Source organism: Sporosarcina sp. YIM B06819, assembly GCF_033485175.1.
Taxonomy (GTDB): domain Bacteria; phylum Bacillota; class Bacilli; order Bacillales_A; family Planococcaceae; genus Sporosarcina.
In genome coordinates this window covers 54,801-68,161 of sequence record NZ_JAWLIQ010000002.1, presented here as the reverse complement: position 1 = coordinate 68,161, position 13,361 = coordinate 54,801, and the positions used below count along the sequence as shown (strand labels likewise).

The following is a 13,361-nucleotide window of genomic DNA, read 5'->3' as shown; positions in this document are numbered from 1 at the left end:
GGTACAAATAATTGTCCACTGAAAATTATAATGTATTCCGACAGAAGATGTAACCCTTTTGTCCGCTAATAGTTAATACAAAAAGTTACGAATTGAGCGTTCATTCAAGTTTCTTTAACGGTTTAATAGTGGTATATTGGTGAACAATATGAACGATACGGACGAATGGAAGGTGATAAACCGGATGAAGCAATCTTTCGATGTTCACCAAATAAAAAATCTTATTGCTATTTCACTAAAAGGTTTCTCACAAGTCATGTTAATGGAAAACGCCTTGTCAGGAGGGATTATCTTACTCGGCATAACCATCCACTCACCTTTACTCGGTTTGATGGCACTTATCTCATCGATTGTTGGGACACTGGCCGGCCATTATGTAGGCGCCGATAAACTAGCTATCCGTCAAGGGCTCTACGGTTTCAATTCCTTGTTATGCGGCATTGCAGTTATGCTATTTCTACAAAACGACTGGCGGTGGCTCATTGCACCTATTGTAGCTATTTCGGCATCGGTACTGATGTTCCATTTATCGAAATACCTAGCAAGATGGAAAATCCCCACTCTCACCTTTCCTTTTGTTGTAGTGACATGGCTCGGTCTTCTTGCCACTTATTCCATCAAAGGGTTACACATCAATCCGGAGTTTGTTGCATCTTCCCCTGCAAAATGGAATTTGCCCATTGAGGGAACTCCAAATTTCTTTCTCAGCTTGATAAAAGGCGTCGGAGAAGTCTTTATCATCGACTCCTTGTGGGCTGGCTTATTGATTCTGATTGCCTTATTTGTAGCCGGCTGGCGGTTTGGCGTCTATGCTGTTGGAGGAACTTTCATTTCATGGTTAACGGCCTTATGGCTAGGCGTAGATGCTGAATTACTCAATTTAGGTCTCTATAATTATAATGCCGTACTGACGATGATAGCCGTTGGACTATTATTCGACGACACACGCCGTTTCCCAATTGTCGGTATTTTTGCCGCGGCCACAACCGTACCCATTTCAGCTGGGTTGGACCTACTTCTTGTCCCTTCTGGACTGCCAACCTTAACATCCCCTTTCATCATTAGTACTTGGTTGTTTTTGATGATTCGGAAAGCCATCCCCAAGAGTCTTTGAATTGCAAAAACCCTCACAAAAATTTGTGAGGGTTTTTGGCAATCCTTATAACCTAAACTGCCCAACAACTTTTTCAAGTTCCTGTGCCATTTGACTCATTTCATTTGATTGTACAGCAACTTCTTCAATCGATGCTGTCGTTTCTTCAGTAGCCGCCGAAATATTATCCGTTGAATTATCCATGACATGAATCGATTGTGTCAGTTGATTGATGAGTTCTACAACGCGGTTTGAACTATCCGCCTCGGCTGTCGCCAAATCCGAAATCATCTTAATTTCCTCAACTGTTTCTGACACAGCTAACGAGATATCGCTCAAGGATTGAGCCGTTAAACGAACTGTTTCCGTTCCAGATTCAATAAGTTTCGTGCTTTCTGATGTAGAGGTAACAACTTGTCCAATACTTTCTGTAATATCTTGTATAAGCTTCTCTACTTCCAACACTTCTGCATTTGACTGCTCTGCAAGTTTCCTCACTTCTTCTGCAACAACTGCAAATCCTTTACCGTGTTCACCTGCACGTGCCGCTTCAATCGATGCATTTAACGCAAGTAAGTTTGTCTGCGTAGCAATACCTGCGATTGAGCTAGTAATATCTTGAATTTTTGTTGTAGATGCAATGAGATTCTGAATGGTATTGCCTACCTCTAAAGATGACGTTCGAATTTTCCCAATATCACTACTTATGTCATTGGCCCTCTGCTGTCCTTGCTCCGCAATTTGCATCGTCCGCTCTGAATTCTCTGCACTTTGCTCCGCTTTTGCTTTAGAGTCTTGAAGATCATTTGCAAGTGACGACAAAATGGATGCGGCATGTTCTGCATTGGTTGTTCCGTCTGAAATCGACGCTGCTGTTTCACCCATATTATAAGCAACTTGTTGAGCAGCCATTTGCATTTCATTCAATGATGCAGCTGTTTCAAGCGAGTTTTGCGTTAATTGGACCGCCGTGGTTTGCACTGTACCAATCATATCGCGTAAATTTGCCGTCATGACATTCAATGTGTGGCCAAGATCGGCAATTTCATCATTGCCTTTGACAACTGTATCCTTAATCGCTAGATTACCATCCGCAATCTCTTTCGCATGCGCAATCAGATATGAAATGGGCTTCGTTTTCCGTCTGATTAAGTACAGTGTAACGAGTGACGCCAAAATCATCGGGATCAAGCTAATCAGTATGCCATTCCGCACAACATCCCATGTGCGTTCCGCTACAATCGAGCCATCGAAATCGATCACACTAAGGGCAATGATTTCACCGGTTGGATCATGATTTTCAAAGATTGGTGCATACCCCGAAAGTCGTTCAATTCCTTTGAATTTATATAACTTAGAGTACGTCGAGTGTTTCATTTCCAATAGCATAGCAATCGCTTTTTCATCTAAGGGAACTGTATCACCTGGCTTTAACCCTTTGGCACGTGAATTATCGTCGAGTGCTAGGATTGTGCCATTCAAATCCAGGATATATTGTGTCTCAAAAATATCTTTATGTTCAATCGTCCAATTCAATTGTTTACCGACCCCCTCCATTACTTGGAGGTCGCCATCTAACATCTTTTCTACATCTTCTGCACGAATTAACCCTGTTGTAATGTTGGCACAGCCGTACGCTTCAATACCCGCGGCTTCAAATAATTTATCATAAGCTGTATTATATGTTGCAATGGATGTAATCGCCAGCATCGCAATCATAATACCGATAATAATGGTCCCAAGCTGAGCCGTTAATGTATTCTTCATCATCTTGCCTCCTACTATACTAATAGCCAAGTACATAATACCCACACAAACTACTATAATACTATACAATTTAGTAGAAACAAAGCACTAACATATGAAGATTCGATGAACAATAGTAAAATTCAAATTACTCCGGAAGAATAGTAGATGAGAACGGACAAATCCTTCCTCACAATGCTCACGCAAACCCCCTATAATATGCCATCAATTCAGGAAATTCTCGTAACTCACCTTCTCCTTTCTCACTTAACGAGTATGTTCCTCTTTTAACTCTATCAAACCAGCCATCATAGTTATTAGAAAGTATGGCTGTCGTTTTCTCTCCTGTTCCCATTCCTCTCAATGATTTTGGAGAAAGAGGTCCATTATTCAGCAAACAACAAGCGATATGAATACAGTTTTCTTTATAGGCAGACAGTATTTTCGTCTGACTGCTGCCACCTGTATTATAATCTCCAGTTCTTCCTTCAATTTCTGTGAGTAAATTAGTTAGTTTTTTCTTACTGCGCTGCATACTTTTTTGTCTATCAAAAGTAGCCGGTTTATGCACAACTTCCATATATATGTCATCGTCACCATGGAATGCAACCGTTACTAGTCCTAATTCCAACCTTCTTATCAAATGACAAGTATCCTTCCACTTTTTCGACCGAAGGCTATATTTCGGTTTGGGAATGGCAACGTAGACTTGATTCGTTAAGCGCTGCCTTTTAGTTGCTTGGATGAGTAAATCGATGGTCAGCGATAGTTTCAACTCTATAATGACTAGCTCATTTCCTCTGACAGCAACAACATCACAATGATTCACTTCCCCATAAACCTCGTATCCTTTTTTGATAAAATAATCCTTCACAGGCTGATAGAGATCAACCTCAAAGCATTTATCTTCTTGTTTCTTCATCGTCACAGAGCACATCCTTATGTAGCTACTTCATCCTAAAGCATTTAGTTTAACACTAAATTTCATTATGCCTAATATCCTTTCACATTAATGGTACAATAGAAATGTAATATTAGTACCTATTTTTGGAGGTTTTTATTAATGACTGATAAAACAATTTTTGAACTCATTCATGCTTTTGAAAAAGTGAATCATAAAATGACCGTTCGCTGGAAAAGTAGATCTGCTCACAATCTCGGGATTTCACATATTATCGTCTTACATGAACTACGTCAAGATGGTGAAAGTCGACCATCTGATTTAGCAAAACGCCTAGGCTTTACACCTGCATCGCTGACACATCTTTCCGGCAAACTAGCTGACCAAGAATTGATTAATCGTAGACAGGATGATCTCGACCGCCGTACTACTTATTGGTCCATCACAGAAAAAGGCATCGCTTTACTCAATCAGGCACAAAAAGATGGTCATGCCACACGTGGAGAATTATTTTCACACCTTACTGAAGAAGAGCAAACGACCTTATTGGCCATTTATCAAAAACTGGAGCAATCCTTACAAGATTAAAATGAATCAACTTGGACTTCATTAATGATAGACAAAAAGGCTGCTCAGAAAATCAGTTTTCACTGACTCTCTGTACAGCCCCAAACTATGCCTACTTATAACATCAGCGTAACTTAATAGATCCGCCATCTACCATAATTGTTTGACCTGTAATATAATCAGAATCCTCACTCGCAAGGAATACCGCTACACGTCCGATATCACTTTCTACTTCCCCAAGTCTTCTCATCGGGATTTTAGCAAGCATCCCTTGATAGTATTCTGGATTTTCTTCTGCCCATTGCACCATACCAGGGGATTTAGCAATTGGAGAAATTAAGTTAACATTGATGCCAAATGGACCAAATTCATTCGCTGCTACACGTGTAACCGCACGAATCGCTTCTTTTGCAGCCGCGTAAGAAGCCTGGTTTACATCGCCGTTAAGACCAGCACCAGATGCAAAGTTAATAATTTTTCCTTGTGATTCTTTTAGGTAAGGAAGAGCCGCTTGCATAAGGAAAAATGTCGGGTAAAACCCAGTGTTAAACGAAAAATCAAGCTCTGCTTGCGTTGTTTCTTCAATTGACGCCATTTTCGAAGCATGCGCATTGTTAACCAAAATATCAAGTTTACCGTATTGATCAGCTACTTGTTTAACGATATCACCTAGCTTATCGTGATCAGATAAATCAGCTTGAATGAACATTGACTCAGGCGAATGCTCTTTTAATTGTTTAACCGTCTGCTCGCCTATTTCTTTGTTTAAATCGACGATGACAACTTTTGCACCTTCTTTCACGAATGCCGTTGCCATCCCCATACCAATACCGCCAGCTCCACCTGTAATAATCGCTACTTTATCTTGTAATTTCATAATGAATCCGCTCCTTTTTTGAGTCCTAGTTATTTACCTTGAACTTTTGCCATATAAGTTTGGAAATCAGCGATGCTCGGATTTCCGATATAGTGACCGCCTTCAACTTGAATCGTTTGCCCTGTAATAAATTTAGATTCATCTGAAGCTAAAAATACAACTGTATAACCGATATCGTCCGCTTCCCCATGATAGGGCAGTGCATTAAATTTACCGAAAATGTCAAGCACTTCTTCTGGCATGTTGCGCTTTGCAGCAGGCGTCAAGATTAAGCCGGGTGCAACTGCGTTACAACGAATTTTATCTTTCCCGTACTGCGTAGCGATATACATTGTCAAATTGACAACAGCTGCTTTGGATGCACCATAAGCTGAACGAACAGCGTCACTCGCAAATCCTGCCATAGAAGCCGTATTAATAATTGAACCGCCGCCTGCTTTTTGCATATGCGGAATTGCATAACGGCTACCAATCAAAACGCTCTTCGCGTTGACATCCATCAAGCGATCCCATTCATCCAAATCAATGTTCACTACGTCTAAATCTTTTTGAAGATTCGTTAAACCAACATTGTTATAAAGAACTGTAATCGTACCGAATTGTTCAACTGTGAAATCAACCGCATCCTTAATGGACTGTTCTTCACCAGCATTCAAAAAGACCGCAACCGCTTCGCCGCCTTGCTGATTAATCTCTTCTGCGACTTGCTTTGCACCTTCGAGGTTAAAATCGGCAATGACAACTTTCGCGCCCTCTTTTGCCAACAATGTTGCTGCGGATAATCCAATTCCTGATGCCCCACCTGTTACTAAGGCAACTTTTCCTTGCACCCTACCCATCTAAAAAAACCTTCTTTCATATTGAATGACTTGCTGCTAATCTACTTTAACATTAAAACATATAAGTTGGAATAGCAATATAGTAATGCCCGACTTTTCATCAATATGATAAACTGATTGAATAGAAATGAGGTGATTGAGTGTATGTATTTATCGTCAACCCAGACGCAGGAAAAGGCCAAGCTGCTGGGTTGTGGAGAGAAACCGAGAAAATTTTACAACAGCAAACGATTGACTATCGTGTGCTGATGAGTAGCTCAGAAACAGCAACTCAAAGCTTTATTGCAGAGCAGCAACAACTGTATACACTCAAGGCGATTGCAGTCATCGGTGGTGATGGAACGACTAGCTCTGTCATTCAATCCATCGCAAAAACAACGACCGCATTGGCAATTCTGCCCGCAGGTTCAGGCAATGATACAGCCCGTATGTTTACATTAACGACCCAGCCTGCTCGGTTCATCGAGCAATTAGTAGCACATCAAACAACAGCTATCGACTTGCTCACGATCAATGGGCGCTACGGTATTACAGTTGCCGGCATTGGACTTGACGCAACTATTGGTCAACGTGTCAATCAATCTTGGTACAAACCAGTTCTGAATAAGCTAGGTATCGGTTCATTCGCCTATACCATTGCGGCCGTCATAGGGTTACTAACCTTTCAAGCCTTTACAAGCGACGTCACGATAGACGGTCATACCTTTCCGATGAAAACTACTTGGCTTATTGCCTGTGGTAATACATCTTCTTATGGCGGCGGTCTAGTTGTTTGCCCACAAGCATCTCCAGTGGATGACCTTCTCAATTTGACGCTACTTCACGATGTCGGGCGCATGAAAATACTCTTCCAATTTTTCCCAGCTTTACTGCGCGGACAACCGATTCTACGAAAAGGTGTCACTTACATAGAAGGAAAAGAAGTTGTTATTACATCGGACCGACCAGTTGCTGCCATTGTAGACGGCGAAATCGTGACATCAACTCCACTTCATGTCGCCATCCATGAACAAGCATTAACACTAGTCTTGACCCTTTAATGCCACGAAAGTTTACGCACAATTTCGAACACTCTAGTTTCAATTATTTGAATGTTGTGTTATGATTAAAAAATGTTCAAATGATAATGGAGGTTATTGACAGAATTATGAATCTTACAAACACTAAACCTAAAACCTTTCATGTAGAAGAAATACTAATCGCCAACCAATTATTAAAAGATATTGTTGCACATACACCTTTGCAAAGAAATGAGCGACTATCCGAAAAATACGATTGCCACGTGTATGTTAAAAGAGAAGACTTACAGCATGTTCGATCCTTCAAACTGCGTGGTGCCTATTATAAAATTAAAAGCATCGAAACAGAAGCACGTGAAAAAGGAGTCGTCTGCGCCAGCGCAGGAAATCATGCACAAGGAGTTGCCTATGCCTGCGCACAGTTAGGAATTGAAGCAAAAATCTTTATGCCGCAAACAACACCTAAACAAAAAATTAACCAAGTGAAAATGTTTGGCAAAAATGTCGTGGAGATCATTTTAGTAGGCGATACATTCGATGATACTTCTGCCCATGCAACTAAATACGCCTCTGAAAACGATCGAATCTTCATCCACCCATTCGACGATTATGACGTCATCGCGGGACAAGGAACCGTCGCGGTTGAAATGATGAATGACATCGAAGAACCTCTCGATTTCGTATTTGCCAGTATTGGTGGTGGCGGTCTCATGGCCGGTTTAAGCACCTATATTAAAAACGTCTCTCCACATACACGTATGATTGGTGTGGAGCCTGAAGGTGCTGGCAGTATGAAAGCTGCGTTTACGAATGGCGAAGTCACGGTACTTGAAAAAATCGACAAGTTTGTAGATGGTGCTGCCGTACAATGCGCTGGTCGATTGACGTATGACATCTGTCGTAAATACTTGGATGATATCGTACTTGTCCCTGAGGGGAAAGTTTGTACAGCGATTTTGAATTTGTATAATGAATATGCAATCATTGCCGAACCCGCAGGAGCCCTACCGATTGCCGCACTCGATTTTTACAAAGATGAAATTAAAGGAAAATCTGTTGTCTGCGTCATTAGTGGCGGGAACAATGATATTGGCAGGATGCAAGAAATCAAAGAGAAATCCTTGCTCTATGAAGGTCTACTCTATTATTTCATCGTCAATTTCCCACAGCGGGCAGGGGCCTTACGCCAATTTCTCGATGAAGTACTTGGACCAGATGATGATATTACAACTTTTGAATATACGAAGAAAAACAACAAAGAAAGTGGCCCAGGACTGGTTGGCGTGGAAATTAAACGCAAAGAAGACTATCTCGGTCTTATTCAGCGAATGAAAGACTGCGGCTTCTCTTTCAAGGAAGTCAACAAAGACAGTACATTATTCGAGCTACTCATCTAAATAACCCCGGTAATCCACATAATCGTGGATTACCGGGGTTTTTTTAGTTGTTAGAACTGACAATAACAGTTGCAATTCTGTCTAGGACAGGGATTGTGCTAGTTTTCTGATTCTGTGTTAGCACACTAAAAATAAGTAACTCTCCATCCTTCGTTTGTGCATATCCTGCCAAGGCACTGACATTGTTCAAACTACCCGTTTTCGCCATTACATTCCCTTTTGCTGGAGCAGCCGTCATTCGATTTCTCAATGTTCCACCAATCAATCGATCAGGTGCTCCTGCCACAGGAAGTCCTTGCGCAAATGAACCGTACCATGGGGCTGTTCTAACTTGATAAAGTAATTCCGTCATTTGAGCCGAAGTCACTTTGTTAGCGTGAGACATGCCCGAAGCATCTTCAAATACCCAATCGTTGACATCTAATCCAATAGACGTTGCATAATCCCGCATTACTTTTAATCCAGCATTCCAGCTCCCTTCTCCATATTGTGTTTTACCCATCGCCTTCGCTAATACTTCTGCATGTGAATTATTGCTTAGTTTCATAAAAGGCTTCATCAAATTCTTCAATGGCATTGAATTTTTCGCGATTAAGATTTCAGCATTTTCAGGTGTCTTACCGCGTACTGTTTTAGATGAAGGAACAAATGTGATGCCTTTAGCAGCTAATGATTTCTTGAAAATATCAAGTGCATAAGCTGTTGGATTAGACACCGTTATCCATTGCTTTTTACCAGCTGATCCAATCGGTATATTGCCCGTGATGACAATTTTATTCGTACCGTGCTGGCGTTCAATCTTTAATGTATTTTTAGAACCTTTTGGCACTGTTTTAGAGCGATTGACGACCTGAACAACAGCTGTTTCCGGTGTTAACGTTACTTTGGATGCTTTCCCATTCGTAGTCGGCTTCGATACGACAATTACTGTGCCCGCATCATAGTCAGTATTCGGCGAAGCCGTTAAGGCAGAAACTTGCGCTGCATAATAATAGGACTCATCCATTTTGTCAATACTTGGCGATAGACGAATGGCATCAAACCATGTGTCATCCCCTATTAAATTACCGGAAACCTTTTTCACACCTTGCTTGGACAACTGCATAGCGAAATGATCAAAATCCGCTTTCACCAATGTCGGATCGCCTTTCCCACGGAGATAGAGATTGCCGGTCAGTGTTCCCTTTGACAATTCCCCGTTCGTTAGAACCTCAGTTGCAAAACGATAATTTTCGCCTAATGTTTCAAGCGCCGCCGCTGCAGTAAGAATTTTCAATGTAGACGCTGGTGTAATTGCTTTATCCGCATTAGATTGATAAACCATTTCTCCAGTAGATGCTTTACGAACCGCGACACTACTCGCGACTCCTTTCATTCTACTATCTAACAAAATAGCATCAATTGAGCTTTGTAAATCCGTATAGGAGGATGTAGCCGCTTGTGCCGTCGATTGTTCCGGGAATGGTGTACAAACAGTCCCCATTACCAATAATAAAATCAGTAGTACTTTTGCTAATCTTCGTTGTAACAAATCATTTTCTCTCCTCTCAAATCTAGAACACGATAGTAGTAGTGTACATGAATAATATAAGGAGTTCATTATTTTAGAATTTTGCAAAATAATCAATTATTATGTTATCCTTTACTTAGATGTAGCGCCATCCAAAATCAAATAGACAATTATTCCTATTAACAATGTGGTACTCTCATTTAATCGTACCCATTCTCAATTAAAAAGCTTTCTTACCTATACAAGTCTATTTAATTGGTATAATGAATCTTAATTTGTTATTATTATCATGTAAGATTTATATTAATCTAAGGAGTGACTATTAAATGACTAAAAATCAAAAACCAAAATTAACAACTGCAGCTGGTGCACCCGTCGTTGATAACCAAAACTCAATGACAGCTGGCCCAAGGGGTCCAATCCTATTACAAGACGTTTGGCTATTAGAAAAGCTTGCTCACTTCGATCGTGAAGTAATTCCAGAGCGTCGTATGCATGCAAAAGGTTCAGCTGCTTACGGTTCATTTACAGTAACGCATGACATTTCACAATATACAAAGGCAAAAATTTTCTCTGAAGTCGGTAAGAAAACAGATATGTTCCTACGCTTTTCAACTGTTGCAGGCGAACGCGGTGGCGCTGATGCAGAACGTGATATTCGCGGATTCTCTGCGCGCTTCTACACAGAAGAAGGAAACTGGGATCTTGTCGGAAACAACACACCTGTGTTCTTCTTCAGAGATCCAATGCAGTTCCCTGACCTAAACCACGCTGTTAAACGCGACCCACGTACGAATATGCGTAGTGCGAACAACAACTGGGACTTCTGGACATCACTGCCTGAAGCACTTCACCAAGTAACAATTGTCATGAGTGACCGCGGACTTCCAAGTTCATATCGCACAATGCACGGTTTCGGAAGCCATACATTCAGTATGATCAATGCACAAAATGAACGCGTTTGGGTGAAATTCCACATGCATTCACAACAAGGCATTGAAAACCTAACAGATCAGGAAGCTGAGGTAGTTGTTGGAAAAGATCGCGAGAGCCATCAGCGCGACCTTTACGACAACATCGAAAACGGCAACTTCCCGAAATGGAAAATGTTCATTCAAGTGATGACAGAAGAACAAGCTGCAAACATGCCTTACAACCCATTTGACCTAACAAAGGTTTGGTACAAAAAAGACTTCCCACTTATCGAGGTTGGCGAATTCGAACTTAACCGTAATCCAGACAACTACTTTGCTGAAGTAGAGCAAGCTGCTTTCACACCAGCAAACGTTGTACCAGGTATTAGTTTCTCACCAGACAAAATGTTGCAAGGTCGCCTCTTCTCATATGGCGATGCACAACGTTACCGTCTAGGGGTTAACCATCACCAAATTCCGGTCAACCAACCGAAATGCCCATTCCACAACAGCTACCATCGCGATGGCGCAATGCGTGTTGATGGTAATCACGGCAGCAAAATTCACTATGAGCCAAACAGCCATGGTGAATGGCAAGAACAGCCGAAATACAAAGAGCCAGCTCTTGATATCTTTGGCGCAGCAGACCAATGGAACTTTAGAGAAGATGACGACAATTACTTCGAGCAACCAGGTAAATTGTTTAACTTGATGAGCCCAGCACAACAGCAAGTGTTGTTCGAAAACACTGGACGTAATATGCAAGGCGTTGACAAGCATATTCAACTACGTCATATCGCTCACTGCTATAAAGCAGATCCAGCATACGGAAAAGGTGTTGCAGATGCACTTGGTATCGCTTGGAGCGAAGTAGAAGCTGCAGCAACATTCGAAGCTAAATAAGTATTTTATTGCTCATAAGGAGTAGCCGAAGTGGCTACTCCTTTTATTATGGTGAATGGAATTATGTTTGGTGGTTTAGTTTCGCCAAAGCGTGGGGCAATTTACGAAATCGGTAGCTCAGTTTCGTCAAAGCGTGGGACAGTTTACAGAATCGGTAGTTCAGTTCAAAATATTCCCCGGAAATCACGAGTATTTCCGGGGAAATCGCACGAAAATCATAGATTCGTCGTTTACATCGAAAATCCCCTAAAATAAGACCAAATTAAGAAAAAAGACCTCTTCTCCTCTCGCAAATACCGCAATCATACTACTAACTCTTCCCTTGCTAGTCCAATTTCCTAAAAGGATGTGCGTATAAACGAAGAAACATAGTTAGAAAAATTAAGGTAGCGAAACCAAACAAAATTCGAATCGGAAACCATTCAGCCCATAATCCCGCAATAAAAAGACCAAATGGCAAAGTCATTTTCATAAACATGGAGGACGTACCTGCAACGCGTCCAAGCAAATGATTGGGGGTGAATTCCTGCCTAATCGTGAAATAAACAATGTTAGAAATCGTTGTAGAAAACGTCCGAATGGCAAGCGCAATGCCAATTGCCCACCATGTCGGTGCAACTATTAAACAACCCATGCCGATAACATCGAACAGCAGACAGAACGTAAAAATATTTCCTCGTCCAAATTTCTTCCGGACACGACTGACAACTGCTGCCCCGACAATTCCACCAATCGCAGAAATCGTGTACATCAAGCCAACTTGTACTGCAGTCACACCGAGTTGATCGGTAACGTAAAAAATTAGTACACCAATCACAAGGCTAGAGGCAAAATTCATGAACAAGATTGTAAAGGTCGGCGTTAGCAATGTTTTATTACGAAATAATTCATCTATGCCCTCTTTGATATCCTGCACAACTGTGGTTTTCTTGTGCTCCATCCGACCAGTTGCCGGAGTTTGAAATAAAGAAACGCAAATAAATAAGATAACTAGGCACAGCATATACACAGCCAATGTTGACGTATATGAAAAGGCCACTAGGAGTACTCCTGCCAAACCAGGTCCGATTGTCTGGATAAATGTACTGACAAAAGATAGCTTCGCATTCGCGGAAGTAAGTTGTTCCTTCGTTACGATTTGCGGGAGAACTGCATGATGAGCATTACCAAATGTATAGCCCGCAGAAGATAAAAGAAATCCAAGGATATATAAATGCCAAAGTGATAGGTGCCCCGTAAAAAGAAGCATAATCATCCCTAGCATCGACATCATCTGAATGAGACTTGTCCATTGCATCATCCTTTTTCGATTCAACCGATCGACAAAGACACCAGCCATCATACCGATGACAATATTCGGGAAGAATTCAATGGCCCGCATTGTACTCATCGCCAATGCGGATCGACTTAAATCATAAATTAATAGCGGAATTGCGATGATGTACATTTGATGACCAAAGCTAGATATGATGGAGCCGCCCCAAATAAGCATGAAATTCTTATTCCTCCAAAGTGCCCGTTCTGTTGCCACTTGCTCTGTTGCTTCTAAAGCCATTTTCCCATCCCCTTATTGCTTCTTTCCGTATATAAACTAT

11 protein-coding genes are annotated in these 13,361 nt (G+C 41.3%); 5 read left to right on the top strand and 6 right to left on the bottom strand.

What is annotated here, in order from left to right:
* Window positions 1-184: 184 nt before the first annotated feature.
* Window positions 185-1,114, top strand: coding sequence for an urea transporter (locus R2B72_RS01820; RefSeq protein WP_318614436.1), 930 nt, complete (start codon window positions 185-187; stop codon window positions 1,112-1,114).
* Window positions 1,115-1,159: 45 nt separating this feature from the next.
* Here R2B72_RS01820 and R2B72_RS01815 read toward each other — a convergent pair whose 3' ends face one another.
* Window positions 1,160-2,860 (bottom strand): methyl-accepting chemotaxis protein, encoded by a 1,701-nt coding sequence (locus tag R2B72_RS01815; RefSeq protein ID WP_318614435.1) that lies wholly within the window; start codon window positions 2,858-2,860, stop codon window positions 1,160-1,162.
* A gap of 178 nt (window positions 2,861-3,038) precedes the next feature.
* Window positions 3,039-3,761, bottom strand: coding sequence for a DUF2161 domain-containing phosphodiesterase (locus R2B72_RS01810; protein ID WP_318614672.1), 723 nt, complete (start codon window positions 3,759-3,761; stop codon window positions 3,039-3,041).
* Window positions 3,762-3,902: 141 nt separating this feature from the next.
* Here R2B72_RS01810 and R2B72_RS01805 point away from each other — a divergent pair, with 141 nt between their 5' ends.
* Window positions 3,903-4,328 (top strand): MarR family transcriptional regulator, encoded by a 426-nt coding sequence (locus R2B72_RS01805; RefSeq protein ID WP_318614434.1) that lies wholly within the window; start codon window positions 3,903-3,905, stop codon window positions 4,326-4,328.
* 103 nt (window positions 4,329-4,431) lie between these two features.
* Here R2B72_RS01805 and R2B72_RS01800 read toward each other — a convergent pair whose 3' ends face one another.
* Both R2B72_RS01800 and R2B72_RS01795 read right to left on the bottom strand, forming a co-directional pair.
* Complete coding sequence (locus R2B72_RS01800; RefSeq protein ID WP_318614670.1) at window positions 4,432-5,187, bottom strand: SDR family oxidoreductase; 756 nt, start codon at window positions 5,185-5,187, stop codon at window positions 4,432-4,434.
* A 26-nt stretch (window positions 5,188-5,213) separates the two neighbouring features.
* The gene (locus tag R2B72_RS01795) at window positions 5,214-6,023 is read right to left on the bottom strand and encodes an SDR family oxidoreductase (RefSeq protein ID WP_318614432.1); all 810 of its coding nucleotides are present in this window, start codon (window positions 6,021-6,023) and stop codon (window positions 5,214-5,216) included.
* A gap of 140 nt (window positions 6,024-6,163) precedes the next feature.
* Between R2B72_RS01795 and R2B72_RS01790 the strand changes: the two genes are divergently transcribed.
* Window positions 6,164-7,063: a diacylglycerol kinase family lipid kinase gene (locus tag R2B72_RS01790; RefSeq protein WP_318614431.1), complete on the top strand. Its 900-nt coding sequence runs from the start codon at window positions 6,164-6,166 to the stop codon at window positions 7,061-7,063.
* Between the two features lie 107 nt (window positions 7,064-7,170).
* On the top strand, window positions 7,171-8,439 hold the full coding sequence (gene ilvA / locus R2B72_RS01785) for a threonine ammonia-lyase IlvA (protein ID WP_318614430.1): 1,269 nt from the start codon (window positions 7,171-7,173) through the stop codon (window positions 8,437-8,439).
* 43 nt (window positions 8,440-8,482) lie between these two features.
* Here ilvA and dacB read toward each other — a convergent pair whose 3' ends face one another.
* The gene (dacB, locus tag R2B72_RS01780; protein WP_318614429.1) at window positions 8,483-9,970 is read right to left on the bottom strand and encodes a D-alanyl-D-alanine carboxypeptidase/D-alanyl-D-alanine-endopeptidase; all 1,488 of its coding nucleotides are present in this window, start codon (window positions 9,968-9,970) and stop codon (window positions 8,483-8,485) included.
* Between the two features lie 305 nt (window positions 9,971-10,275).
* Here dacB and R2B72_RS01775 point away from each other — a divergent pair, with 305 nt between their 5' ends.
* Complete coding sequence (locus R2B72_RS01775) at window positions 10,276-11,766, top strand: catalase (RefSeq protein WP_318614427.1); 1,491 nt, start codon at window positions 10,276-10,278, stop codon at window positions 11,764-11,766.
* Window positions 11,767-12,091: 325 nt separating this feature from the next.
* On the opposite strand, the gene R2B72_RS01770 is transcribed toward R2B72_RS01775, so the two are convergent.
* Window positions 12,092-13,321: an MFS transporter gene (locus tag R2B72_RS01770; protein ID WP_318614426.1), complete on the bottom strand. Its 1,230-nt coding sequence runs from the start codon at window positions 13,319-13,321 to the stop codon at window positions 12,092-12,094.
* Window positions 13,322-13,361: the final 40 nt, after the last annotated feature.